Source organism: Streptomyces sp. NPDC043427, from assembly GCF_056436655.1.
The window spans coordinates 332,024-357,636 of record NZ_JBWKCC010000001.1 but is presented as its reverse complement, the minus strand read 5'-3'; the positions used below and the strand labels follow the sequence as shown (position 1 = coordinate 357,636).

The 25,613-nt window shown below is 72.6% G+C and carries 20 protein-coding genes; 6 read left to right on the top strand and 14 right to left on the bottom strand.

What is annotated here, in order from left to right:
• Positions 1-120: 120 nt before the first annotated feature.
• Complete coding sequence (gene lipB, locus AC067M_RS01625) at positions 121-939, bottom strand: lipoyl(octanoyl) transferase LipB (RefSeq protein ID WP_478694941.1); 819 nt, start codon at positions 937-939, stop codon at positions 121-123.
• A 238-nt stretch (positions 940-1,177) separates the two neighbouring features.
• Here lipB and AC067M_RS01620 point away from each other — a divergent pair, with 238 nt between their 5' ends.
• Positions 1,178-2,692: a regulator gene (locus tag AC067M_RS01620; protein WP_478694940.1), complete on the top strand. Its 1,515-nt coding sequence runs from the start codon at positions 1,178-1,180 to the stop codon at positions 2,690-2,692.
• 462 nt (positions 2,693-3,154) lie between these two features.
• On the opposite strand, the gene AC067M_RS01615 is transcribed toward AC067M_RS01620, so the two are convergent.
• Positions 3,155-4,531 carry an NAD(P)/FAD-dependent oxidoreductase gene (locus AC067M_RS01615; RefSeq protein WP_478694939.1) on the bottom strand — a complete coding sequence of 459 codons (1,377 nt, stop codon included), beginning with the start codon at positions 4,529-4,531 and terminating at the stop codon, positions 3,155-3,157.
• A 161-nt stretch (positions 4,532-4,692) separates the two neighbouring features.
• Positions 4,693-5,586: a TIGR01777 family oxidoreductase gene (locus tag AC067M_RS01610; protein ID WP_478694938.1), complete on the bottom strand. Its 894-nt coding sequence runs from the start codon at positions 5,584-5,586 to the stop codon at positions 4,693-4,695.
• Between the two features lie 75 nt (positions 5,587-5,661).
• On the opposite strand from AC067M_RS01610, the gene AC067M_RS01605 reads away from it, so the two are divergent.
• On the top strand, positions 5,662-6,162 hold the full coding sequence (locus tag AC067M_RS01605) for an N-acetyltransferase family protein (protein ID WP_478694937.1): 501 nt from the start codon (positions 5,662-5,664) through the stop codon (positions 6,160-6,162).
• Between the two features lie 15 nt (positions 6,163-6,177).
• On the opposite strand, the gene AC067M_RS01600 is transcribed toward AC067M_RS01605, so the two are convergent.
• A complete protein-coding gene (locus AC067M_RS01600) occupies positions 6,178-7,362 on the bottom strand; it encodes a MarP family serine protease (RefSeq protein ID WP_478694936.1) in 1,185 nt (394 codons plus the stop codon).
• Between the two features lie 256 nt (positions 7,363-7,618).
• Between AC067M_RS01600 and AC067M_RS01595 the strand changes: the two genes are divergently transcribed.
• Together AC067M_RS01595 and AC067M_RS01590 are read left to right on the top strand one after the other, a co-directional pair.
• A complete protein-coding gene (locus AC067M_RS01595; RefSeq protein WP_478695344.1) occupies positions 7,619-8,377 on the top strand; it encodes a peptidoglycan recognition protein family protein in 759 nt (252 codons plus the stop codon).
• A gap of 72 nt (positions 8,378-8,449) precedes the next feature.
• Positions 8,450-8,689 (top strand): hypothetical protein, encoded by a 240-nt coding sequence (locus AC067M_RS01590; protein WP_478694935.1) that lies wholly within the window; start codon positions 8,450-8,452, stop codon positions 8,687-8,689.
• Between the two features lie 13 nt (positions 8,690-8,702).
• On the opposite strand, the gene AC067M_RS01585 is transcribed toward AC067M_RS01590, so the two are convergent.
• The 7 genes from AC067M_RS01585 to AC067M_RS01555 form a co-directional block, all read right to left on the bottom strand.
• Positions 8,703-9,221 (bottom strand): DUF4240 domain-containing protein, encoded by a 519-nt coding sequence (locus tag AC067M_RS01585; RefSeq protein WP_478695343.1) that lies wholly within the window; start codon positions 9,219-9,221, stop codon positions 8,703-8,705.
• Positions 9,222-9,278: 57 nt separating this feature from the next.
• The gene (locus AC067M_RS01580) at positions 9,279-10,262 is read right to left on the bottom strand and encodes a helix-turn-helix transcriptional regulator (protein ID WP_478694934.1); all 984 of its coding nucleotides are present in this window, start codon (positions 10,260-10,262) and stop codon (positions 9,279-9,281) included.
• A gap of 92 nt (positions 10,263-10,354) precedes the next feature.
• Positions 10,355-13,057: a pyruvate dehydrogenase (acetyl-transferring), homodimeric type gene (aceE, locus tag AC067M_RS01575; RefSeq protein WP_478694933.1), complete on the bottom strand. Its 2,703-nt coding sequence runs from the start codon at positions 13,055-13,057 to the stop codon at positions 10,355-10,357.
• Between the two features lie 299 nt (positions 13,058-13,356).
• Complete coding sequence (locus AC067M_RS01570; protein WP_478694932.1) at positions 13,357-13,980, bottom strand: GntR family transcriptional regulator; 624 nt, start codon at positions 13,978-13,980, stop codon at positions 13,357-13,359.
• A gap of 278 nt (positions 13,981-14,258) precedes the next feature.
• Positions 14,259-16,061 (bottom strand): 2-oxoglutarate dehydrogenase, E2 component, dihydrolipoamide succinyltransferase, encoded by a 1,803-nt coding sequence (gene sucB, locus AC067M_RS01565; RefSeq protein ID WP_478694931.1) that lies wholly within the window; start codon positions 16,059-16,061, stop codon positions 14,259-14,261.
• A 60-nt stretch (positions 16,062-16,121) separates the two neighbouring features.
• Positions 16,122-17,510 (bottom strand): dihydrolipoyl dehydrogenase, encoded by a 1,389-nt coding sequence (gene lpdA, locus AC067M_RS01560; RefSeq protein ID WP_166662267.1) that lies wholly within the window; start codon positions 17,508-17,510, stop codon positions 16,122-16,124.
• A gap of 291 nt (positions 17,511-17,801) precedes the next feature.
• The gene (locus AC067M_RS01555) at positions 17,802-19,349 is read right to left on the bottom strand and encodes a leucyl aminopeptidase (RefSeq protein WP_478694930.1); all 1,548 of its coding nucleotides are present in this window, start codon (positions 19,347-19,349) and stop codon (positions 17,802-17,804) included.
• 216 nt (positions 19,350-19,565) lie between these two features.
• Between AC067M_RS01555 and AC067M_RS01550 the strand changes: the two genes are divergently transcribed.
• A complete protein-coding gene (locus tag AC067M_RS01550; protein ID WP_478694929.1) occupies positions 19,566-20,390 on the top strand; it encodes an endo alpha-1,4 polygalactosaminidase in 825 nt (274 codons plus the stop codon).
• A gap of 2 nt (positions 20,391-20,392) precedes the next feature.
• On the opposite strand, the gene AC067M_RS01545 is transcribed toward AC067M_RS01550, so the two are convergent.
• A complete protein-coding gene (locus AC067M_RS01545) occupies positions 20,393-21,187 on the bottom strand; it encodes an adenosylcobinamide-GDP ribazoletransferase (RefSeq protein WP_478694928.1) in 795 nt (264 codons plus the stop codon).
• Positions 21,188-21,247: 60 nt separating this feature from the next.
• On the opposite strand from AC067M_RS01545, the gene AC067M_RS01540 reads away from it, so the two are divergent.
• Positions 21,248-22,009, top strand: a complete 762-nt coding sequence (locus AC067M_RS01540) for a hypothetical protein (protein ID WP_478694927.1) — start codon at positions 21,248-21,250, stop codon at positions 22,007-22,009.
• A gap of 640 nt (positions 22,010-22,649) precedes the next feature.
• Here the strand turns inward: AC067M_RS01540 and AC067M_RS01535 are convergent.
• Entirely contained in the window at positions 22,650-24,299 is a 1,650-nt protein-coding gene (locus AC067M_RS01535) for a phosphatidylglycerol lysyltransferase domain-containing protein (RefSeq protein ID WP_478694926.1), read from the bottom strand.
• 55 nt (positions 24,300-24,354) lie between these two features.
• A complete protein-coding gene (gene cobT / locus AC067M_RS01530) occupies positions 24,355-25,491 on the bottom strand; it encodes a nicotinate-nucleotide--dimethylbenzimidazole phosphoribosyltransferase (protein WP_478694925.1) in 1,137 nt (378 codons plus the stop codon).
• Positions 25,492-25,613: the final 122 nt, after the last annotated feature.

The following is a 25,613-nucleotide window of genomic DNA, read 5'->3' as shown; positions in this document are numbered from 1 at the left end:
AGCGATTGATTCTTCGGCGGCTTTAAGCGTACGCCCGTTGATTCGAAACCCGGTGCGGGTGTCGGCCCTGCTGGGGGCTGCGGCCCCCGGTGTCCCCGCTTCGGCCTGACGGCCTCGTCCTCAAACGCCGGACGGGCTGACGGCTGCCGGTGTTTTGTCGATCACCCTCGGCTTCAGGTCCGCGGCGCCCAGGACCTCGGTGAGGTGGCGCTCCACGACCGGCAGCACCTCGGCGATGGTGACCTCGCGGCCCAGTTCGTGGGAGAGGGAGGTCACGCCCGCGTCGCGGATGCCACAGGGGATGATCTTGTCGAAGTTGGACGTGTCCGGGTTCACGTTCAGGGCGAATCCGTGCATGGTGACGCCCTTGGCGACCCTGATGCCCATGGCGCAGATCTTGCGGTCCTCGCGGCGCTGGCCCGCGTTGGAAGGGGCGTACTCGGGGCCGTTGAGGCGCGGGTCGAACTCGTCGTCGGTCAGCCGCGGGTCGAAGTCGAGGGAGAGGCCGCCCAGGGTTGGGCGCTGTTCCACCGGGTCGCCGAGGACCCAGACGCCCGCTCGGCCCTCCACCCGGCTGGTCTCCACGCCGAACTCCGCGCAGACGCGGATCATCACGTCCTCGAGGCGGCGCAGGTGTGCCACGACGTCCACCGGGCGCGGGAGCTTCTGGATGGGGTAGCCCACCAGCTGGCCCGGGCCGTGCCAGGTGATCTTGCCGCCGCGGTCCACATCGACGACCGGGGTGCCGTCCAGGGGGCGCTCGTCGTCGGCGGTGCGCCGGCCGGCCGTGTAGACCGGGGGGTGCTCCAGGAGCAGGACTGTGTCGGGGATCTCGTCGGCGAACCGCGCCGCGTGCACCCGGCGCTGTTCGTCCCACGCCTCCTGGTAGTCGACGAGCTCCGATCCGAACCCCATACGGACGAACCGCACCTCACTCACGGCAAGCGCCTCCCTCGCGACGGGTGTATCAGGCATGTAGCGCGCCCAGGCCACTGTACGTCCGGCCCTCGCGCGTCAGCGTCGGGGTTAATCCTCACACGATCGGATGAATGAACGTCGAAGTGTGCGATCGGCTGCTTACGCTCAGCTACATTCGCGCCGTTCACGAGGCCATAAGGGCTGCTCACAGGCAATCCGGGCACTTCAGAGCCCGGAAGGCAGGAGACCGCACCGCACCATGACGGAACGACCCGCGCAGCGCACCCCCAACCGTCAGCTCGCCGCGCTCATCGCAGAAGCGGGGTTCTCCAACGCCGGTCTGGCCCGTCGCGTCGACCAGCTCGGTCTCGAACACGGGCTGGACCTGAGATACGACAAGACGTCCGTCACCCGATGGCTGCGCGGACAACAGCCCCGGGGCACCACTCCCGCCCTCATCGCCGAGGTCTTCACCCGCCGCCTCGGCCGCCGTCTCACCGCCCAGGACCTCGGCCTGGACGCCTGTGCCCCCGTCTACGCGGGACTGGAGTTCGCCGCCACCCCCGAGGAGGCCGTCGACATCGTCAGCGGGCTGTGGCGCAAGGACTCCGGCAGCCACGCCGAGCTGCGCAAGATCGCGTTCACCCCGGCCGGGCTCGTCGTCCCCAGCCGCGACTGGCTGATCGGGCGGGCCGACGAGAGGGTGGCCCGCGGTGAGGCGCCTTCCGCCAAGCTCTCGGCCGCGCCCGAGCAGGGAGGCGCCCCCAGGGTGCCCGCCCAGGCACCTCTCGCGCCCAGGCTCCCGGCGGTGCCCGAACAGGTGGTACCCACCCTGCCCCGGCAGCGCGGCCAGGCCGAGCGCGGCCCCGGCCAGAAGGTCACCGGTGGCGACATCGCGGCGCTGCGCTCGGTCGGCGAGCTGTTCCGCACCCTCGACAACGCCTACGGCGGTGGCCACGCCCGCCAGGCCCTCGTGCGCTACCTGGAGCACGAGTGCGAGCCGATGCTGCGCGGCACCTACGGCGAGCAGACGGGCCGCCGCCTGTTCGCAGCCGCCGCCGACCTCACCCGGCTCGCCGGCTGGACGTCGTTCGACATCGCCGCGCACGGCCTCGCCCAGCGCTACTTCGTCCAGTCCCTGCGGCTGTCCCAGGCCGCCGGGGACCGGGCGTACGGCTCCTACGTCCTGGTCACCATGAGCCGCCAGGCCGTCTACCTCGGGCACGGGCGCGAGGCGGTGCAGCTCGCGCGCGTGGCCCAGCAGGGTGTCGGCACCAACGCCCCGCCCGCGATCCAGGCGCTGCTGCACGCCGCCGAGGCTCGCGGGCACGGGGTGCTCGGCGAGGTGCGGGCCTGCACCGCCTCACTCGTACGTGCCGAGCGCGCCCTGGAAGTGGCCCGGCCCGGCGACGAAGTGCCGTACTGGGGGCGCTGCTTCGACGAGGCGCAGCTCGCCGACGAGTTCGGGCACTGCCACCGCGACCTCCAGCAGTTCCGGGCGGCCGCCCAGCACGCCGAACGCTCCCTCCAGCTACGGGCCCCCGGCTACGCCCGCAGCCGCCTCTTCTGCCGCGTCGTCCTCGCCTCCGCCCGCCTCGGCCTCGGCGAACTCGACCAGGCCTGCCAACTCGGCGCGGAGGCCGCGGGCCAGGCCGCCGAGATGCGCTCGGTCCGCGCGATCGAGTACGTCCGCGACTTCGAACGCAGGCTGGAGCCCTACAAGGACGCGGCACCGGTACGGGGGTACCGGGACAAGGTCGCGGCACTGGGGTGAGACCGGCCCCCCGGGGGCGGCCCGGGTGGCGCCGGCTCCTTGCGGCGGCCCGGGGGAGGCCGGCTCCCCCGGGGCGCCCCGGAGCGAGGCTGGCTCCCGCCGGACCGCCCGCGTGGCGCTGGCTCGCCAGGCGGTCCGGGTGGCGTCGGCTTTCGGCGGGTGGGCCGGGAGAGGTGGGCTTCCGTCGGGCGGTCCGGGTGGCGTCGGCTTCCGCCGAGCCGCCCGTGTGCCGCTCCTCGTGCGCCAGCGCCCTTTCTCCGCCGCCGTGGCGGGCAGCCACGACGGTGGGGAACGGCGGTGCCGGATCGGTCGCAGTGGCTCGGTGGGGAACGGCGGTGCCGGGCCGGTCGCAGTGGCTCGGTGGGGAACGGCGGTGCCGGATCGGCCGCGACCGGTCGGCCCGCGTCCGCCGGGGCCGGAGCGCCTGGGGGCGGGCACGGGCCGGGTGTGAGCGGTCGGTGCTCATGCCGCCCGGGGCACGCTCCTCGGGGGCTCGGCCGCGTGCATCGAGCCCGTCGCCCCCAGGTCCGCCAGGAGTGCCGCCGCGGCGCGATGGGCCGAGTGCAGTGCGCCCTGGACGGTGCTGGTGTCGCGGTGATCGCCGCAGACGTACAGGCCCGCCAGGAGCCGTACCGGACGCCGGAGGTCGTGCGGTGGGCGCATCGCTGGGACGGCCTCGGGGGTGTGGTGCACGGCGAGGGTCTCCCAGCGGGTGGTGGAGGTGCCGTACAGCCGGGAGAGGTGCCGTCGGACGGCGGTGTCGATCTCGGTCGGCGGCACGCCCAGGACCGTCGACGACACCAGGGCCCGGCCGGCGGGCGCCCGGCTGGGGTCGACCCGGCTGACCACCGCCGTGTGCGCGACGGGGCCCCCGTGGTCCGCGTCGAGGAGCAGCGACGCGCCGGTCTGCGGCGGCTCGTCCGTCGTGTGGTGGACGACCGTCACGGGGTGGAAGTCCGGTACGCGCAGGCCGGGCAGCAGTGTCGCGGCGGTGCGCGCGTCGGTGGCCACGAGCACGGCACGGCAGCGGAACTCGCCGTGCTCCGCGGTCGCCACCGAGGTCGTGGCGACCGAGGTGACCCGCACCCCGGTGTGCACGGTGCCCGGCGGCAGCGCCCGCGCGAGCAGCTCCGGCAGCACCTCCGCCCCGCCCTCCGGCACGCACAGCCGCCCGGACGCGAAGGCGCGCAGCGCGAGGTCGGCGCACCGGCTGGACGTCGTCAGCTCCGGGTCGCACAGCAGGCCGGCCAGCAACGGACGCAGGAAGCCGTCGACCGTACGGGCGGGCAGGCCACGCGCGGCCAGCGCCTCCCGCGCGGAGGACTCCGGGCGGGACAGCAGCCGTTCCACGGGCACGGCCGCGAGCCGGCCGAGCGCGGCACCGAGCCGGGCCTGGTCGACGGCGGTACCCCACGGAGGCGCCGGACGGGCCGCCTTGGTCAGCGGGGCCGGCCGGGGCCGCTGCGTAGAGCGGGGGGCGCTTGCGAGGGCGCGCACCGCATGCAGTGCGCCCCTGGCACCCCGCCCGGGCACCTGCGCACCCACGCGGTGCCGGCGTCCGTCGCTGTGGAGGAGGACGCCCGGCGCGAAGGGGCGCAGCACGAGCGCGTCGAGCCCCGCGGCCAGGCGTAGTTCGGGATACGACGTGGACAGCATCTGGCCCACGCGGTCGAGACGGAAGCCGTCGACCTTCTCGGTCGCCATCCGGCCGCCCACGTAAGGGGCGGCCTCCAGGACGGCGGTTGTTACACCTGCGCTGTTCAGCCGATGCGCCGCCGAGAGTCCGGCCACCCCGGCTCCCACGATGACGACGTCTGCCTGGTACGCGGGCTCAAGCACGTGCCCCTCCTCGAGGTTGCGCGGCAGGTGGGGACGTGATGCCCTCAACAGCCGTCCGGGATGCCCGAGTTCGGATCGAGGTTAGGGCCGGGATCGGTCAGGTACAGTCGCGCATCGACAGGGCACGGTCGCACGGCGGTCGCATATGGTCGCAGGGGCTGTCACGCCGCCCGGATGGCGTCCTCGATCCCCGGAAACGCGAAAGTGAACCCGGACCCCAACAGCCGCGTGGGCAGCACCCGCTGACTGCCCAGCACGTCCCCGGCCATCTCCCCGAGCACGCCCCGCAGCACCGGCGCCGGCACCGCGAACAGCGTCGGCCGGTGCAGCACCCGCCCCATCGCCTCCGTGATCTCACGGTTGGTCAGCGGCTGCGGAGCGGTCAGGTTGAACGGCCCCGACAGGTCGTCCCGGTCCAGGAGATGGCGGATCGCGGCGATCTCGTCGTGCAGGGAGACATACGACCAGTACTGCCGCCCGTCGCCCAGCCGCCCGCCGAGCCCCGCCTGGAAGAGCGGGAACAGCTTCCCCCAGGCCCCGCCGCCACGCGCCACCACCAGCCCGGTCCGCGTGAACACCGTACGGACGCCCGCCTCACGCGCGGGCGTCGCGGCACCCTCCCACTCCACGCACAGCGAGGGCAGGAAACCGTCCCCCGCGGGCGCGCTCTCGTCGACCTCCCGCTCCCCGGTCTCCCCGTAGATGCCGATCGCGCTGCCGTTCACGAACACCCGCGGCGGCTCGTCCAGCGAGGCGATCGCGCCCGCGAGCGCCGTCGTGCCGAGCACCCGGCTGTCGCGGACCCGCTTCTTGTACGCCTCCGTCCAGCGCCGGTCGCCCACCCCGGCCCCCGCCAGATTGACCACGGCGTCACACCCGGCGAGCCCGGCCGCGTCCACCGACCCGCGTTCGGGATCCCACCGGACCTCGTCCGGGCCCCGGGGCGCACCACGGACCAGGCGCACCACCTCGAGCCCGTCCGCGGTCAGTGACCGCACCAGTGCGCTGCCGATGAGACCGGACGCGCCGGCCACCGCGATTCGCCTGAGTTCCATGAGGACCATCCTGCCTGGGCGTGACCCCCGAAATCCCGTAGGGCCGCCCCGGTCGTTGTGCTTAGGGTGACCTCCATGCCCGAGCCGAAGGAACCCCGTATACGCGTCGCGCGCCTCGCGGACGAGGACGCGCTGGCCTCACTGGACCGCGCCACCTGGTCGCCGCTGCACGCGGTCGCACCCCAGCCGCAGCCGCCGTACTCGCCCTTCTTCGACGAACGCCACGCCCCCGAGGACCACATGGTCGCCGAACTCGACGGCCGCGTCGTCGGCTACGTCCGTCTGGCCTTCCCCACGAGGCTCGCCTGCAACGCGCACGTCCGGCAGATCCAGGGCCTGGCCGTCGCCGAGGAGGCCCGCGGCCGCGGTGTCGGACGGGCGCTGATCCGCGCGGCGGTCGAGGAGTCCCGCCGGCGCGGCGCCCGCCGCATCACCCTGCGCGTCCTCGGCCACAACACCCCCGCCCGCAGACTCTACGAGGCCGAGGGCTTCGTGGTGGAGGGGATCCTGCCGCAGGAGTTCCTCCTGGCCGGCGAGTACGTCGACGACGTGTTCATGGGCCGGTCGCTGGTGTGAGGTGATCAGGTTCTGTCACGACGTGGTCAGCTCGCCCGTGTCCACCGGCGCCGTCGCGTTCGCCGCGCGCTCGGCGTCGGAGGCCACCTCGTTCACCGTCAGGACGTAGCCCGTCTCGTCGTCGGACGTCGAGCGGGCGAAGACGACGCCGTAGACCCGGCCGTCGGTGGTCAGCAGCGGGCCGCCGGAGTTGCCGGGGCGGACGGTGGAGCGGATCGAGTAGATCTCGCGGGTGACCGTCGCGTCGTTGTAGATGTTCTGGCCGGTCGCCTTCACCCGGACCGCGACCGTGGCGGCCTGGAGGTTCAGGTCGCCGTCCTGCGGATAGCCCGCGACCACCGCTTTGTCGCCGCGCTCGGCCTCGTCCTCGAACCGCAGCACGGGGGCCCGCAGCTCGGGGACGTACAGGACGGCCACGTCCTTGTTCGGGTCGAAGAGCACCACCCGGGCCTCGTACGACCGCCCGACGCCCCCGACCCGCACGGTCGGGTCGTCGATGCCGGCCACCACATGGGCGTTGGTCATCACGTGCTGGGCGGCGTACACGAAGCCGCTGCCCTCGCGGCCCTGGGTGCCCGAGACGCCCTCGATCTTCACGGTGCTCAGCTTGGCGGCGTTCGTGGCGCTCGCCGTGACGCTGTCGCCGGTGGGCTTGGCGACCTCGGCGGTCGACTCGTTCTCGAACGGGTTGAAGACCTGCGGGAAGCCCGCCTGGGTGAGCGCGGACGTGGCGTCGGAGAACCACGACGGAGTGGTCTCCGGCATCGCGTCCTGCACGGCCCCGAGCAGCTTCGAGTCGCGGATCGCGGTCGTCACCAGCGGCGACGAGGACGCGCCCAGCACGCTCGCGGCCACCCAGGCCACGATCAGCACGGCCACCGCGTTCGCCGCGGCCCCGCCGACCCCGTCGGCCACCCGCAGCGGCCCCCGGTCCAGCTCACGCCGCAGCCGCAGCGCCAGCCGCCCCGCGAGCTCGTGCCCGACCGCGGCCGGGACCAGCACGGTGAGCACCGCTGTCACCGTCGCCGTCGTCGTGCCCGGTGTCACCAGGTCCATCATCCAGGGGAGGATCCACACGCCGACCGCCGCGCCGCCCACGAACCCGGCGAGCGAGACACAGCCCGCCACCAGTCCGCGTCGGTAGCCGGAGCCCGCGTACGCCAGGATCACCAGCAACAGCAGGATGTCGAGCAGGTCCACGGAGCCGCCTTTCTCTAGGACCCCTTCATACGTGGGGGAGAGGCCCAGTGATCAGCCACGCGCGCGTGGCGCCCGGAACCCGCCACGCGTGCGTGTACCCCGAAAAACGTCGCGGACCAGGACGTTGGTTCCACCGGGTGGCACACCACACATCGCGGGCGGAGCGGATCGGACCGACAGTGGGACCATGCGTGTCCTCCGAAGAGCGCGCGGGGCACGAAGGCGGCGCCCGGTACGGATACCGGGCCCGGCCCTCGTGCTCCTGGGCTGTCTGCCCGGCCTCGCCGCCGGTGCCGCGCTGGTGCTGTGCGCGGGCGCCGTCGACAGCACGGTGACGGCCGCCGTGGCCCACCGGCCCCGCACGGTCCGCCCCGCCACCGTCCACCATCCGGCCGTGAAGCCGCAGGTGGTGCCCCGCGCGTCCTGGCTGGGCGGCGCCGCCCGCCCGCAGCCGCCGCCACGCTACGACGACGAGGTCGTCGCCGTCTTCGTCCACCACACCGACTCGCCCAACGGCTACGACTGCGCCGACGTCCCGCGCATCATCCGTGGCTTCTACACCGGCCAGACCGGCGCGCGCGACTGGGACGACATCGGCTACAACTTCCTCGTCGACCGCTGCGGCACCATCTACGAGGGCCGCGCGGGCGGTGTCGACCGCCCCGTCACCGGCGCCCACACCCAGGGCTTCAACCACCGCACCGTCGGCATCGCCGCGATCGGCACCTTCACGGCCGGCGTCCCCGTCCCCCGGGAGATGACCGACGCGATCGCCGCGCTGGCCGCGTGGAAGCTCGGCCTGGCCGACATCGACCCACGGACGAGTGTCCGTCTGACCTCCAGCAACAGCGGCAGCCGCTACGCCGCCGGGCGCGCCGTCACCCTCCCCGCCCTGGCCGGCCACAAGGACGGCTACATGACGAGCTGCCCGGGCGCGGCCCTCAGCGCCCGCCTCCCGGAGATACGGGAGAGGGCGGCCCGCCTGCAGGGCAGGACGTCCACAGGAACGCCATAGGCGGCACGCAGGCTCCTCAGATCCCCGCGCCCTACGGTCATGGACAACACAAGCCGACCGGAGGTGGGGACCATGAGCAGCAGCCGTACGCACACCACGAACGCGACGGAGAGGGCGGCCGGCTGGACCCGGACCGCCCACGGGCCCTGGGCCGTCGTCTGCGCGGTCGCGACGGTCGTCCTGGGCCCGGCCGCGGTCACCGCGTCCGCCCTCGACCAGGCCAACGCGGCGCCGATGCATCACGCGGTGAGGGCCGACCAGACGCAGGCGTACATCCCGACGGACACCGTCCGCAGGCGCGCCGCGGCCTGAGGAGCCGCGCGACTCACTCCCGGAAGCGGTCCCACAGCTTGGGGTACCGCTCGGCGAGGGCCCGCTCGTTCTCGAAGTCGACCGGCGTGCCCTCGGGCTCCGAAGCCGCGGGCGGAATACCCAGATCGGGTGCCACGGTGCCGGTGAGCTGCTCGTACGCCTCGTCCGCCGCGTAGCCCAGCTCCTCGCCGTCGCCGTCGATCTCCTCGTCGAAGTCGCCCAGCAGGTCGGCGAGCGAGTCCGGGTCGTGCACGGCATGCTCGTACACCTCGCGGCCCTGGCCGATCAGCCAGCATCGGAAGAAGTCGAAGGCGTCGTCGCTCGCCCCGTCGAGCAGCACCCAGGCGGCGCCCCAGAGGTCCCAGGTGTACGCCCGGCTGTAGCGGGCCTCGAAGTGACGGGCGAAGTCGAGGACCGACTCGGGGTCCAGCTGGAGCAGCCGCTCCACGAGCAGGTCGGCCTGCTCCTCCGGGTCGCCCTCGGCGGCCTCCCGGCTCGCGTCCACCAGCTCCCAGAACTCCGTCTCGTCCATCACGGGTCCAGCATCGGACCTCCGGGGGTGGGGCGCACCCCGGCGTACACGGGAATGTCACGAGCGGTACAGCCGCGCGAGCCGTATCGCGTCCTCGGTGAAGCGCCGGCGCAGCGTCGCCGGGGAGAGCACCTCGGCCTCCGCCCCCAACGCCGTGAGCTGCGTATGGGCGACCTCCTCCGACTCCACCCGCAGCGTCACCGTCACCCACCCCTCCCCGTCGGCCTCCTCCACCGCCGCGAGGGCGTCCCGCGCGGCCACCGGGTCGACGGTGTACGGCAGCCTGCGCACCCCGGCCGCCGAAAGGCGTACGACGACCTCGGCCCGCAGAATCGAACGCGCGAACCGCTCGGCCTGCTCACCCCAGAACCCCGGCAGATCAAAGGTCTCGTCCCGCTCGAACCGCCCGTCAAGGCCCTCGGACGGCTCTACGGCGGCGAACCGGCCGAGGCGGTACGTCCGGAAGGCCCCGGCGTCGACCGCCCGCGCGCACAGGTACCAGACGCCCGCCTTGAGCACGAGCCCGTACGGCTCCAGCTCGCGCGTGACCTCACCCTCCCCGCGCCGGTAGCGGGCCCGGATCCGCCTGTCGTCCCACACCGCGTCCGCGACGACGGGCAGCAGCGCGGGCACCTCCGGCTCCTGGAACCAGCCCGGCGCGTCCAGATGGAACCGCTGCGCGGCCGTCCGCGGGGCGTCCCGCAGGGAGGGCATCAGCGCGGCGGACACCTTCAGCCGGGCCGCCGAGGCCGCGTCCTCCAGCCCCATCTCCCGCAGCGCCCCCGGCACCCCCGACAGGAACAGCGCCTCCGCCTCACCGCGCGCCAACCCGGTCAGCCGCGTCCGATACCCCCCGATCAGCCGATACCCCCCGGCCCTCCCCCGATCGGCGTACACCGGCACCCCCGCCTCCGACAACGCCTGCGCATCCCGCGTCACGGTCCGCTCCGACACCTCCAACTCCCGCGCGAGCTCGGCGGCGGTCATGGAGGGCCGGGACTGCAGGAGAAGCACCATCTTGATGAGCCGGGCGGCACGCATGGGTTCATGATGCCGGGGGCCACTGACAACGAAGGGGTACGGCTGCCGCCGTACCCCTTCACCGCTGCGCTGCCCGTCTGCCCTGAGGACCCTTACAGGCCGTACTTCTCCCGCGCTTCCTTGACGGACGTCGCCTTCACCTCGCCGCGCCTGGCCAGCTGGGCCAGGGCCGCCACGACGATGGACTCCGCGTCGACGCCGAAGTGGCGGCGGGCGGCCTCGCGGGTGTCGGAGAGGCCGAAGCCGTCGGCGCCGAGGGAGGAGTAGTCCTGCTCGACCCACTGGGCGATCTGGTCGGGCACCTGGCGCATGTAGTCGGACACCGCGAGGACCGGGCCCTCGGCGCCCTGCAGGGCCCGGCGGACGTACGGGATGCGCTCCTCGCCGCGCAGGAGGGCCGCGTCGGCATCCAGGGCGTCGCGGCGGAGCTCCGTCCACGAGGTGGTCGACCAGACGTCCGCGGCCACGCCCCACTCCTCGGCGAGAAGCTTCTGAGCCTGGAGCGTCCAGTGGATCGCCGTACCGGAGCCGAGCAGCTGGATCCGCGGGGAGTTCGCCGTCGGGGACAGGCCCGCCGACTCCGCCGTGTTGAAGCGGTACAGGCCCTTGACGATGCCCTCGTCGATGCCGGGCGCGGCGGGCTTGGCCGGCTGCGGCAGCGGCTCGTTGTAGACGGTGAGGTAGTAGAAGACGTTCTGGTCCTCGCCCGGGGCCGCCTCGCCGTACATGCGGCGCAGGCCGTCCTTCACGATCGTCGCGACCTCGTAGGCGAACGCCGGGTCGTACGTCAGCGCGGCCGGGTTGGTCGCGGCGATCACGGGGGAGTGGCCGTCCGCGTGCTGGAGGCCCTCGCCGGTCAGCGTGGTCCGGCCCGCGGTCGCGCCGACGAGGAAGCCGCGGCCGAGCTGGTCGCCGAGCTGCCACATCTGGTCGGCCGTGCGCTGCCAGCCGAACATCGAGTAGAAGATGTAGAACGGGATCATCGCCTCGCCGTGCGTCGCGTACGCGGTGGACGCGGCGATGAAGTCGGCCATCGAACCGGCCTCGGTGATCCCCTCGTTGAGGATCTGGCCGTTCTTGGCCTCCTTGTAGTACATCAGCTGGTCACGGTCGACCGGCTCGTACGTCTGCCCCTTCGGCGAGTAGATGCCGAGAGAGGGGAAGAGGCTCTCCATGCCGAAGGTGCGCGCCTCGTCGGGGACGATCGGCACCCAGCGCTTGCCCGTCTCCTTGTCGCGGACCAGGTCCTTGATCAGGCGGACGAAGGCCATGGTCGTGGCGACGTTCTGCGAGCCCGAGCCCTTGTCGAAGGACGCGAACGCCTTCTCCGCGGGGGCGGGGAGAGGCGCCACCGGGTGGACGCGGCGGGCCGGGGCGGGACCGCCGAGGGCCGCGCGGCGCTCCTGGAGGTAGCGCACCTCGGGGGAGTCGGCGCCGGGGTGGCCGTAGGGGACGACCCCGTCGACGAACTGGCTGTCGGAGATCGGCAGCTCCAGCAGGTCACGCATCTGCTTGAACTCGTCCACCGTCAGCTTCTTCATCTGGTGGTTGGCGTTCTTCGACGCGAAGCCCTCGCCGAGGGTGAAGCCCTTGACGGTCTGGGCCAGGATCACGGTCGGCGCGCCCTTGTGCTCCAGGGCCGCCTTGTAGGCCGCGTACACCTTGCGGGCCTCGTGGCCACCGCGGGAGAGGTGGAAACACTCGAGGATCTTGTCGTCGCTCAGCAGCTTCGCCATCTCGACGAGCGCCGGGTCCTTGCCGAAGAAGTCCTCGCGGATGTAGGCCGCGTCGCGCGTCTGGTACGTCTGCACCTGCGCGTCCGGTACCTCACGCAGGCGGCGTACGAGCGCGCCGGTCGTGTCGAGCTGGAACAGCTCGTCCCAGGCGGAGCCCCACAGGCTCTTGACGACGTTCCAGCCGGCGCCGCGGAACTGGGCCTCCAGCTCCTGCACGATCTTGAAGTTGGCGCGGACCGGACCGTCGAGGCGCTGCAGGTTGCAGTTGATGACGAAGGTCAGGTTGTCCAGGCCCTCGCGGGAAGCGAGCGCGAGTGCGGCCGTCGACTCCGGCTCGTCCATCTCGCCGTCGCCGAGGAAGGCCCAGACGTGGGAGTCCGAGACGTCCTTGATGCCGCGCGCCGTCAGATACCGGTTGAAGCGCGCCTGGTAGATCGCCGACAGCGGGCCGAGACCCATCGACACCGTCGGGAACTCCCACAGCCAGGGCAGGCGCCGCGGGTGCGGGTAGGAGGGCAGGCCGTTGCCGCCTGCCTCCTGGCGGAAGTTGTCGAGGTGGGTCTCGTTCAGGCGGCCGTCGAGGAAGGCGCGGGCGTAGATGCCGGGGGAGGCGTGGCCCTGGATGTAGAGCTGGTCGCCCGAGCCGTCGGCCTCCTTGCCCCGGAAGAAGTGGTTGAAGCCGGTCTCGTAGAGCCAGGCCGCGGAGGCGAAGGTGGCGATGTGGCCGCCGACGCCGTGTTTGCTGCCCCGGGTCACCATGGCGGCCGCGTTCCAGCGGTTCCAGGCGGTGATCCGGGCCTCCATCGCCTCGTCGCCGTCCACGGCGGGCTCGGCGGAGGTGGGGATGGTGTTGACGTAGTCCGTCTCGAGGAGCTTCGGCAGCGCGATGCCGGCGCCCTCGGCGCGTTCCAGCGTACGGCGCATCAGGTACGCGGCACGGTGCGGCCCGGCCGCCTTGGCGACGGCGTCCAGGGAGGCCTGCCATTCGGCGGTCTCCTCCGGGTCCCGGTCGGGGAGCTGGTCGAGCGCGCTCGGCTGGATGGCGTTGGGGTCGGTCATGTCGCCGCCTTCCTCAGTCGAAGGGGGTTCCCTCATCAGGGTTCGGGGGTGCCCTTTGTCTTTGGCAGGACAGGGCGGAGGGCTTGGGTTCGGTGTCGGTTTGCGACACCGTCGCGTGGCCCGTCGGCGACTGTAACCACTGATCGATGATCGATCAAAGGGTTGAGGGGCAAAACCTCTTGATCACGAGAAAATCGGCACGGGGTGCCTCGGTTCCAGGCACCGGGTGCCGTGTTTTCGCATGGTTTTCGCAGGTGGGGAGACGTTTGAGCGAGGGGGCGCTCAAGGCACGAACCGACTCAGGCACGCGGTGCGCAGCCCAGTACGTGCGCCTTCACGATGTCCGCGATACGCGGGTCCCGGCGCCGGAACGCCTCCACCAGCTCCTGGTGCTCCTCGGCGTACGACTGCTGCACGGTCCCCAGCCAGCGGATGGACAGCGCGGTGAACACCTCGATGCCCAGGCCCTCCCAGGTGTGCAGCAGCACGGAGTTGCCGGCCGCGCGCACGAGTTCCCGGTGGAAGCCGACCGTGTGCCGGACCTGGCCGGTGCCGTCGGAGTCCCGGTCGGCGTCGTACAGGGCGGCGACGTGCGGTTCGAGGGCCGAGCAGTCGCCGGCGAGCTTCTCCGCCGCCAGCTCCGCCGCGATGGCCTCCAGACCGGCCCTGACCGGGTAGCTCTCCTCCAGATCGGCGGCGGTCAGGTTGCGGACCCGGACGCCCTTGTTGGGGGCGGACTCGATGAGTCGCAGCGACTCCAGCTCGCGCAGTGCCTCACGCACGGGGGTCTGGCTGACCTCCAGCTCTGTCGCGATGCGGCGCTCCACGATCCGCTCGCCCGGCTTCCAGCGCCCGCTGACGATCCCTTCCACGATGTGCTCGCGGATCTGTTCGCGCAGCGAGTGGACGACGGGCGCGGTCATGGACGGCTCCTTAGGGAGGGCTTTGACGTTTTAGACAATAAGGCCGGTGCGCTTCGCCGGGAGGGGGCGTGGGGGTGCTTTCGTGCAGGTGAGACGAGGCGCACATGGGGGTTTCGGCGCGGGGGAGCTCGGGCCGGTACGTTGTCGGGCGGCTGCGGGGTGTCTGTGGCTTGTCGCGCAGTTCCCGCGCCCCTGGGGGTTGCAGCCAGGCCCGCTGCAAAGGGCGGCGCCCCGCCCGGAAAGATCCGGACGGGGCGCCGTACTGCCTGATCAGGGAATCAGAGGCCGAGCTCGACCTCGAACTCGCCTGCCTCCAGGATGGCCTTGACTGCCGTCAGGTAGCGGGCCGCGTCGGCGCCGTCGACCAGACGGTGGTCGTAGGAGAGGGTCAGGTAGGTCATGTCGCGGACGCCGATGACCGTGCCCTCCTCCGTCTCGATGACGGCCGGACGCTTGACCGTGGCACCGATGCCGAGGATCGCGACCTGGCCCGGCGGCACGATGATCGTGTCGAAGAGCGCGCCGCGCGAACCGGTGTTGGAGATGGTGAAGGTCGCGCCGGACAGCTCGTCCGGGGTGATCTTGTTGGCCCGGACCTTGCCCGCGAGCTCGGCGGTGGCCTTGGCGATACCGGCGATGTTGAGGTCGCCCGCGTGCTTGATGACCGGGGTCATCAGGCCCTTCTCGGAGTCCACCGCGATACCGACGCTCTCGGTGTCGAAGTAGGTGATCGTGCCCTCGGCCTCGTTGATCTTGGCGTTGATGACCGGGTGGGCCTTCAGCGCCTGGGCCGCCGCCTTGACGAAGAAGGGCATCGGGGAGAGCTTGACGCCCTCGCGGGCCGCGAAGGAGTCCTTCGCCTTGGCACGCAGCTTCATCAGGCGGGTGACGTCGACCTCGACGACCGAGGACAGCTGGGCCTGCTCCCGCAGGGCCTTGACCATGTTGTCGCCGATGACCTTGCGGATGCGCGGCATCTTGACGGTCTGGCCGCGCAGGGGGGAGGCCTCCAGCGCCGGGGCCTTCTTCGCGGCTGCCGGAGCGGCGGCGGGCGCCGGAGCGGCGGCCTTCGCGGCCTCGGCGGCGGCGATGACGTCCTGCTTGCGGATACGGCCGCCGACGCCGGTGCCCTTGACGCTGGCCAGGTCGACGCCGTTCTCGGCGGCGAGCTTGCGCACCAGCGGGGTCACGTAGGCGCCGTCGTCCCCGGCCGGGGCGGCGGGAGCCGGAGCCGCCGGGGTGACCGGGGCGGGCGCCGGAGCCGGAGCGGACGGGACCGGCTCGGGAGCCGGGGTGGTCTGCTGCTGCGGGGCCGGGGTCGTGGGCGCCTGCGGGGCCGGGGCGGCCGGAGCGGGCGCCGGAGCGGCGGGGGCGGCCGGGGCCGGTGCCGGAGCGGCGGGGGCCTCGGCGGCGGGCGCGGGAGCCGGAGCGGCCGGGGCAGCGGCCGGAGCCGCACCCGGGGCGCCGATGACGGCCAGCTTGGCGCCGACCTCGGCGGTCTCGTCCTCGCCGACGGTGATCTCGAGCAGCACACCGGAGGTGGGCGCCGGGATCTCGGTGTCGACCTTGTCCGTGGAGACCTCGAGCAGCGGCTCGTCGGCCTCGACGGAGTCGCCGACCGACTTCAGCCAGCGGGTGACGGTGCCCTCGGTGACGGACTCGCCGAGCGCGGGCAGGACGACGTCCGTGCCCTCGGCGCTGCCGCCACCGGCGGCGGCCTCGGCGGTGGGAGCCGGGGCCGGAGCGGCCTGCTCGGTGGAGGGCTGGGCGGCCGGGGCCGGCTCGGGAGCCGGCGGGGCGACCTCCTCGGCCGCGGGGGCCGGGGCAGCGGCCGGGGCACCCGTGCCGTCGTCGATCACGGCCAGCTCGGCGCCGACCTCGACCGTCTCGTCCTCGGCGACCTTGATGGAGGCCAGGACGCCGGCGGCGGGGGAGGGGATCTCGGTGTCGACCTTGTCGGTGGAGACCTCGAGCAGCGGCTCGTCAGCCTCTACGCGCTCACCCTCGGCCTTCAGCCAGCGGGTGACAGTGCCCTCGGTGACGCTCTCGCCGAGCGCCGGAAGGGTTACGGAAACCGCCATGGTTTCGGTTGCTCCTTACGAATTGCGGAAGTCTGTGTCGTCGCTTCGTCGACCGAGGGGTCAGTCGTGCGAGTGCAGCGGCTTGCCCGCCAGGGCCAGGTGGGCCTCGCCGAGCGCCTCGTTCTGCGTCGGGTGAGCGTGGACGAGCTGGGCGACCTCGGCCGGCAGCGCCTCCCAGTTGTAGATCAGCTGGGCCTCGCCGACCTGCTCGCCCATGCGGTCGCCGACCATGTGGACGCCGACCACGGCACCGTCCTTGACCTGGACGAGCTTGATCTCGCCCGAGGTGTTCAGGATCTTGCTCTTGCCGTTGCCCGCCAGGTTGTACTTCAGAGCGACGACCTTGTCCGCGCCGTAGATCTCCTTGGCCTTGGCCTCGGTGATACCCACGGAGGCGACCTCGGGGTGGCAGTACGTCACCCGCGGGACACCGTCGTAGTCGATCGGGACGGTCTTCAGGCCGGCCAGACGCTCCGCCACCAGGATGCCCTCGGCGAAGCCGACGTGCGCGAGCTGGAGCGTCGGGACCAGGTCACCGACGGCGGAGATGGTCGGGACGTTGGTGCGCATGTACTCGTCGACCAGGACGTAGCCGCGGTCCATGGCGACGCCCTGCTCCTCGTAGCCGAGACCGGCGGAGACGGGGCCGCGGCCGACCGCGACGAGCAGGACCTCGGCCTCGAACTCCTTGCCGTCGGCCAGGGTGACCTTGACGCCGTCGGCGGTGTACTCGGCCTTCGAGAAGAAGGTGCCCAGGTTGAACTTGATGCCGCGCTTGCGGAACGCGCGCTCAAGAAGCTTGGAGGAGTTCTCGTCCTCGACCGGGACGAGGTGCTTCAGGCCCTCGATGACCGTGACGTCGGAGCCGAAGGACTTCCACGCGGAGGCGAACTCGACGCCGATGACACCGCCGCCCAGGATGATCGCGGACTTCGGCACGCGGTCCAGGACGAGGGCGTGGTCCGAGGAGATGATCCGGTCGCCGTCGATCTCCAGGCCCGGCAGCGACTTCGGCACGGAGCCGGTCGCCAGCAGGACGTGACGGCCCTGGATGCGCTGGCCGTTCACGTCGACGGAGGTGGGGGAGGAGAGTCGGCCCTCACCCTCGATGTACGTCACCTTGCGGGAGGCGACGAGTCCCTGGAGCCCCTTGTACAGGCCGGAGATGACCCCGTCCTTGTACTTGTGGACCCCGGCGATGTCGATGCCCTCGAAGGTGGCCTTGACACCGAACTGCGCGCTCTCGCGGGCCTGGTCGGCGATCTCGCCCGCGTGCAGCAGGGCCTTGGTGGGGATGCAACCCCGGTGCAGGCAGGTGCCGCCGACCTTGTCCTTCTCGATCAGGGCGACGTCCAGGCCCAGCTGCGCCCCGCGCAGGGCCGCGGCGTAACCGCCACTACCACCGCCGAGGATCACTAGGTCGAAAACGGTGCTGGCGTCGTTCGCCACGTCACGTCCTCCATGCATGTGCGCCGTACGCCGGTCTCCAGTGACCGGGCGGCGGCTGGTGTCCGGCCGCTCTTTCTTCGGCCCTGTGGTGGGGGCCCTGTCCTGCCGAGCCCCATCTTCGCACTTGTCGGAGGCGGAAGAGACGCGGGGCCGGGGTGTGAGACGCCCCACGTTCACATGAGCGCCCCAAGGGGCGCGAGGCTGTGTCGGTATGCGGCTCCGCCGCGCGGGCGCGACCAGCCCGCGCGGCGGAACCCCCACGACTGAGGGACCTCACTCAGTGGGCGAACGTCACCCCAGGTCACCCGAGGCGGTCAGCGCGGCGAGCCGCACCAACGTCCGCACAGCCGACCCCGTACCGCCCTTGGGCGTGTACCCGAAGGGACCCCCTTCATTGAACGCGGGCCCGGCGATGTCCAGGTGCGCCCACGTGATCCCCTCACCCACGAACTCCCGCAGGAAGAGCCCGGCGACCAGCCCGCCGCCCATCCGCTCACCCATGTTCGCGATGTCGGCCGTGGGGGAGTCCATCCCCTTGCGCAGGTGCTCCGGCAGCGGCATGGGCCACGCCGGCTCGCCCACCTCCTCCGCCGCCTCGTGCACGGCGGAGCGGAACGCGTCGTCGTTCGCCATGATCCCGAACGTCCGGCTGCCCAGCGCGAACACCATCGCCCCGGTCAGGGTCGCGACGTCCACGATCGCGTCCGGCTTCTCCGCGGACGCGGCCCACAGCGCGTCGGCCAGCACGAGTCGGCCCTCGGCGTCGGTGTTGAGCACCTCCACCGTCTTGCCGCTGAACATCCGCAGCACGTCGCCGGGGCGCACGGCGGAGCCCGACGGCATGTTCTCGGCCAGCGCCAGCCAGCCGGTGATGTTGACCTCCAGGCCCAGGCGGGCGGCGGCGACGACTGCGGCGAACACGGCGGCGGCGCCGCTCATGTCGCACTTCATCGTCTCGTTGTGCCCGGCGGGCTTCAGGGAGATGCCGCCCGAGTCGTAGGTGATGCCCTTGCCGACGTAGGCGAGGTGCTTCTTCGCCTTGGAGTGCGTGTACGACAGCTTCACCAGGCGGGGAGCGGCCGCCGAGCCGCCGCCGACCCCGAGGATGCCGCCGTAGCCGCCCTTGGCGAGCGCCTTCTCGTCGAGCACCTGCACCTTGATGCCGTGCTCCTTGGCCGCGGCCTGCGCGATCGCGGCGAACGCCTCGGGGGTGAGGTCGTTCGGCGGGGTGTTGATCAGGTCGCGGGCGCGGTTGAGCTCCTCGGCGACGGTGATCGCGTGCGCGACCGCGGCCTTGTGCTCCTTGTCGCGGGGCTTGGCGCCGAGCAGGGCGACCTCGGCGAGCGGCGCCTTGCCGTTCTTCGCCTTGGAGGCGTTGCCCGCGGGCGCGGTCTCCTTGTAGGCGTCGAAGGAGTACGCGCCGAGCAGCGCGCCCTCGGCGACCGCGCCGACCGCCGCCGCGTCCGCCAGCGGCAGGGCGAAGGCGGCCTTCTTGGACCCGGCGAGGCCCCGGGCGGCCACGCCGGCCGCCTTACGCAGCGCCTCGGTGTCGTACGAGGAGTCCTTGTCGGGCTCCCCGCCCAGCCCCACCGCCACCACGAGCGGCGTCTTGAAGCCGGCCGGGGCGGGCAGCTTCGTCACCTCGCCCTCGGCCCCGGAGGCGCCGAGGGTTTCCAGGACGACGGCGAGGCGGCCGTCGTACCCCTTGTCCACGGCCTCGGCGCCGGGTGCGACGACGAGGTCCCCGGACTTTGACGCAGTGCCCTTGGCGACGCCGACGACGATCGCGTCGGCGCGCAGGCCGGGCGCCGCGGCGGTGCTGAGAGTGAGAGCAGTCACGGTGGTGAATTCTCGCTTCCGATGTGAAGTTCCGGTGGTCGAACGGTGTGGGTCGACCGGCCCCGACAGCCGACCCTAGAGCTGGGCCGAGTGTGCGGTTTCCGTCGGGGGTGCTCACCGGCGCGGCGGACCGGTGCGGAGGACCCGGGACGAGCCTACGCGCGTGCGTGCGTTCGCTCATTCCTGCGGGCGGTCACCTCTCGGAGATCATCCTTGATGTACGTTGCCCAACAGCCTGGAGACCGCCCGGTGAAACGTCCGATCCTGCTCGTCGCCCTGCTGCTGCTCGCGGGCTGCACCTCCGCGCCGGACGACGAATCCGCCGGCACCCCCGGCCGCGGTGGGCGTTGGCGGCCCGAACCCGGCGTCGCCTGGCAGTGGCAGCTCAGCGGCCGCCTCGACACCTCCGTCGACGTGCCGGTCTACGACATCGACGGCTTCGACCACTCCAAAGCCACGGTCGCCGCCCTGCACGCCAAGGGCCGCAAGGTCATCTGCTACCTCTCCACCGGCGCCTGGGAGGACTGGCGCCCGGACGCGGGGAAGTTCCCGAAAGCCGTGGTGGGCCGGGGCAACGGCTGGGAGGGCGAGCGCTGGCTCGACATCCGCCGCACCGACGTCCTGGAGCCCCTGATGGCGGCCCGCCTCGACATGTGCCGCGAGAAGGGCTTCGACGCGGTCGAGCCGGACAACATGGACGGCTACGACAACACCACCGGCTTCCCGCTCGAGGCGGCCGACCAGCTCCGCTACAACCGCCTCCTCGCACGCCTGGCCCACGAGCGGGGCATGTCCGTCGGCCTGAAGAACGACCTCGACCAGATCCCCGAGCTGGTGAAGGACTTCGACTTCGCGGTCAACGAGCAGTGCGCCCAGTACGACGAGTGCGCGACCACGGAGCCGTTCATCAAGGCGGGCAAGGCGGTCTTCCACGTCGAGTACGAACTCCCCACGGACCGCTTCTGCGCCGAGTCCCGCCGCCTGAAGCTGAGCTCCATGCTCAAGAAGTACGAACTGGGGGCCTGGCGGCAGGCGTGCTGACGTCAGACGCCGAGTGACAGCACCACGAGCGCCGTCGTCGCCGCCGTCTCCGCGAGGCCCCCGAACACATCGCCGGTGATCCCGCCGAAGCGGCGCGTGCAGTGCCGCAGCAGGAGTTCGGCGACGGCGGCCGCGACGACGACCGCCAGGGCGGTGCGGACGACGTCGTACGGCCCGAGGAGGGCGCCCGCGGCCGCGGCGAACCCGGTGACGGCCAGGGCGACGACCGCCGCGCCGCCCACCGGAACCACCCCGGCGACCGCGGCCCCCAGCCCCTCCGGCCGGGCGGCCGGCACCCCGGAGCGCGCGGCAAGCGTCAGCGCGAGGCGGGCGGCGGTCGCCGAGACGACGGCGGCGACCGCACCCCGGGCCCAGGAGTCGCCGTACGCCTGGGCCAGCGCGGCCACCTGGGCGAACAGGGCGAACACAAGGGTGATCACGCCGAACGGCCCGATGTCCGACTGCTTCATGATCCGCAGCGCGTCCTCGGCGGGCTTCCCGCTGCCGAGCCCGTCCGCGGTGTCGGCGAGCCCGTCGAGGTGCAGGCCACGGGTGAGTACGGCGGGTACGGCCGCGGAGGCCACGGCGGCGAGGAGGGGCCCGGCGCCCAGGAGGAGGAGCAGCAGCCCCAGCGTCGCGGCGCACGCGCCGATCACCAGCCCGGCCAGCGGGGCGCACACCATGCCGCCGCGCGCTGCCTCGCGATCCCAGCGGGTCACCTTGACCGGCAGCACGGTCAGGGTGCCGAAGGCGAACCGGAGGCCGTCCGGCCAGGGGGTGGTGGAGGAGGCGGGCACCGGCGCAGGTTACCCGGCGGTCGGAAGAGCGACCGAGGGGGTCGGGGATAAAGTGCGCATATGGGAGATTGGTTGCAGCGGAACATCATCGAGCCGGGCAAACTGCCGCTCCTCCTCGCTCTCACCTCCTTGGTCCTGACCTTCGTGATCACCCGTGTCATCACCCGCCTCATCCGGGCGGGCAAGGGCCCGTTCCGCAACGTCGAGGGGGCGGGTGGGGTGCACATCCACCACGTGGTCCCGGGGGTCCTGCTCACCCTGGCCGGCGGCTTCGGCGCGGTCGCCAGTGGCCGGCACGGCTTCGGCGCCGCCCTGTGCGGGGTCCTGTTCGGCGTCGGTGCCGGGCTCGTCCTCGACGAGTTCGCGCTGATCCTGCACCTCGACGACGTCTACTGGACCGAGGAGGGCCGCAAGAGCGTCGAGGTCGTGGTGGTCACCGCGGCCCTGGTGGGCCTGCTCCTCCTGGGCTACGCCCCGTTCGGCGTCAACGACCTCTCCGACGACGAACTGCAGAACCGCGGCACCGTCCTCGGCAGCATCGGGGTGAACTTCCTCTTCGCCCTCATCGCGCTCTTCAAAGGCAAGGCCCGCCTCGCGGTCTTCGGCGTGATCGTCCCCGTGATCGCCCTGGTCGGCGCCATCCGCCTGGCCCGCCCCGGCTCCGCCTGGGCCCGCCGCTTCTACCGCAACCGCCCCCGCGCCCGGGCCAAGGCCGGGCTGCGCGCCGACCGGCACGACCGCCGCTGGTCCCGCCCCCGCCGGGCGTTCGAGGACTGGCTCGGCGGCAAACCGGACTCGGCACAGCTCCCCGACGGTCGCTGACGCATCCGCCACGCCGAGGCCGCGCACAGCACCGGCACCCCCGCGATCGCCGCCAGGTGCTCCTTGCCGGCCAGGTTCCCCTTCAGCAGCACCTCGACGACCATCGCCAAGGCGACCGCGCCCACGGTGACGTACGCGCCGTACCGCAAGCCCAGGAACACGGCCAGGCCCACCACGGCCGCCGACGGGCCGGTGTCCACGACATGCGCGTCCGAGGCGGGCAGGCCCAGCGGGGTGCCGGGGCCGAGGGCGATGCCGACGCGAGCGTAGAGGGTGCCGGCGAGGGTGGCGACGTACGCGACGAGGAGGGTCCACCACCGGCCCAGGCAGAGCTCCGCGAGCCCGAACACCAGCAGGACCTGCACGAGCGCGCCCCACACGGGCAGGTCCAGCGCCGGAACGAAGAGCGAGAGCGGGGTGCGCAGGAGGGCGAGCCACAGGGGGTCCTCGGCGCGTACGGCACCGATGTCCTGGACGAGCCGGTATCCCCAGGACTGGTGGTGCACGACGTGCAGGGCCGCCGTCAGACACGCCGCCCCCAGCGTCATCGCGACCGCCCGCCCGCGCCCCTCCAGCAGCGGCTCGCGCGCGTCCGCGTACAGCGCCCCCCACTCCGCGCGGGCCCAGCGGGCGAGGGTGCTCATCGGAGGAACCCCTCCGCGCGGGCCGACGCGAGACCGATGCGGGGCAGGTCCGCGCTCTTCTCGAAGAGCAGGAAGCGCGGCTCCCAGATGGGCCGGTACTTGGCGTTGGCGCGGTACAGCGACTCGATCTGCCACCACCGCGAGAAGAAGCTGAGCAGCGACCGCCACAGCCGCAGCACCGGCCCGGCACCCAGGCGGGCGCCCCGTTCGAACACCGAGCGGAACATCGCGAAGTTCAGCGACACCTGGCTGACCCCGATCTCCCCGGCGCGCCGCAACAACTCGATGACCATGAACTCCATCAGGCCGTTCTCGGCGTCCCGGTCGCGCCGCATCAGGTCCAGCGACAGCCCCTTCGGCCCCCACGGCACGAAGGACAGCAGCGCCTTCACCTCACCGTGGGCGTCCGCGCACTCGAGCATCACGCACCGGCCGTCCCCGGGATCCCCGAGCCGCCCCAGCGCCATGCTGAACCCGCGCTCGGTGGCCCCGTCGCGCCAGCCGTCCGCGCGCCGCACGAGCCGCGTCATCTCGTCGGCCGGAACGTCCTCGTGCCGCCGCACGCGTACGGTGTACCCGGCCCGCCGCACCCGGTTGTACGCCTGCCGTACGGTCCGCATGGCCCGCCCCTCCAGGGTGAAGTCGGCGACCTCCACGACGGCCTCGTCCCCGAGCTCCAACGCGTCGAGCCCGTGCCGGGCGTACACGGTCCCGGCCTCCTCGCTCGCCCCCATCACCGCCGGGATCCAGCCGTGCGCGCGGGCCTCGGCGAGCCACGGCTCGATCGCCCCGGGCCACGCCTCCGGATCCCCGAGCGGGTCCCCGGACGCCAGCGACACCCCGCCGACGACCCGGTAGGCGACGGCCGCCTTGCCGGTGGGGGACCAGACGACGCTCTTCTCCCGGCGCAGCGCGAAGTACCCGAGCGAGTCCCGCTCCCCGTGCCGCTCCAGCAGGTCCCGCAGGCGCCGCTCGTCGTCCTCGGTGAGCGGGTCGACGGCACGCCGGGAGCGGAAGGCGGCGTAGAGGACGGCGAGGACGAGGGCCGTACTGAGCACGTTGACGGCCACGTCGACCCAGTTCGGCGTGGTGATGCCGGGGGAGCGGAAGTCGGAGATGGAGACCAGCCGGAGCGTGCCGTAGCGCCAGCGATCGGCGACGGTGGACGCGGCCTGCGCCTGGTTGGTCGCCGTCACCAGCAGCGCCGCGAGCAGCGACGACACGAGCAGTCCGCCGACGCCGACGACGGCCGCGAGCTTCGGATTGGCCCGGTCGCCCTTGGCGTAGAACTCCCGCCGCCCGAGCACCAGCGCGCCCACGAAGGCGGCGGTCAGGCCCAGTGAGACCCAGTTCTGCGGGTGCCGCCGGATCTCGGGGGACGCCATGGCGAACGTGAACAGCGCGAGGAACGCCCCACTGAGCCCGAGGTTGAGGATCCATGCGGCGCGCTTGCGGCGCCGCATGGTGATTGCCAGAAACACCGTGAAGACCCCGGAGGCGAAGCCGGCGGTCAGCAGATACGGCGTGAACAGATCCTCCTGGTTGTGCCGCCGCACGTCCTGCCCCAGGGACACCCACAACGCACTGAGGAAGTTGACGGACGCGACGAGACGCAGATACCAGACGGCGAATCGGGCATATCCCATGAGTTGGGATCATATGGTCCCGACGGCGTGGTCCGGCGGCGCCGAACCGGCCGGACTACTCCTCCTTCTCCGCCATCTCCGCCTTCTCCCCCATCTCCGCCTTCTCCCCCATCTCCGGCTTCTCCGCCTCCGCCCCCTCGGAAGCCTCGGGCCTCTCCGGCAGTTCCGCCGCCAGCGCGGACGCGGCCAGCACCAGCGGCAGGGCCAGCAGGGCGCCCGCGCCCTCGCCCACCTTCACGCCCTGGTCCAGCAGTGGCTCCAGGGCCATCCGGTCCAACGCCTTGCTCTGCCCCGGCTCCCCGCTGTCGTGGGCCGCGAGCCACCAGTCCGGCGCCCGGAACGCGATCCGCTGCCCGACCAGCGCACAGGCGGCGGCCACGACCCCGTCGAGGACCACCGGCATCTTCCGTACGGCGCTCTGCAGCAGGAACCCGGTCATCGCGGCGACATCGGCGCCGCCCGCGGTCGCCAGCAGCTGCAACTGGTCCCCGAGCACCGGCCGGGCCCGCCGCAACGCGTCACGGATCGCCGCGCACTTGCGCATCCACGCCAGGTCGTCGATCGCGAGGCCACCCCGCCCGGTCACCACGGACGCGTCGGTCCCGCACAGCGCGGCGACCAGCACACCCGCCACCGTGGTCCCGCCCACGCTCACATCGCCGAGCACGACCAGATCCGTACCGGAGTCGGCCTCCTCGTCGGCCACCGCGACCCCGGCCCGGAAGGCCGCCTCGGCCTCCTCCAGGGTCAGCGCGTCCTCGATGTCGATACGGCCACTGCCGCGCCGCACCCGATGCCGTACGACATCCTCCGGCAGCGTCTGCGGGTCGCAGTCCAACGCCATGTCCACCACCCGCACCGGCACCCCGAGCCGCCGCGCCAGCACGGACACGGGCCGGCCGCCCTCCAGGACCTCCCGCACCAACTCCCCGGCGCTGCCCGCGCGCCGCGCGGAGACACCCAGCTCGGCGATGCCGTGATCGCCGGCGAACAACACCACCCGAGGTCGCTCCACCGGCCGCACCGGCACGGCGCCCTGCGCCGCCGCCAGCCACTCACCCAGGTCGTCGAGGCGCCCCAGCGATCCGGGCGGCACGATCTGACGTTCTCGGCGCGCCTCGGCGTCACGGCGGACCCCGCCGTCGGGGCGTTCGATCAGGTCGGTGAAGTCGTCGAGATTAAGCGAGCTCATTCGCCGAACAGTACCGGCACCGGTCGAACAGGGCCGCGCCACATGGTCACCACACCCCCGTGCCGTCATTGCACCCGAGGGCCCGATCCCATACGTTCCGTTTTGCAGCGGATTGTCGTAAC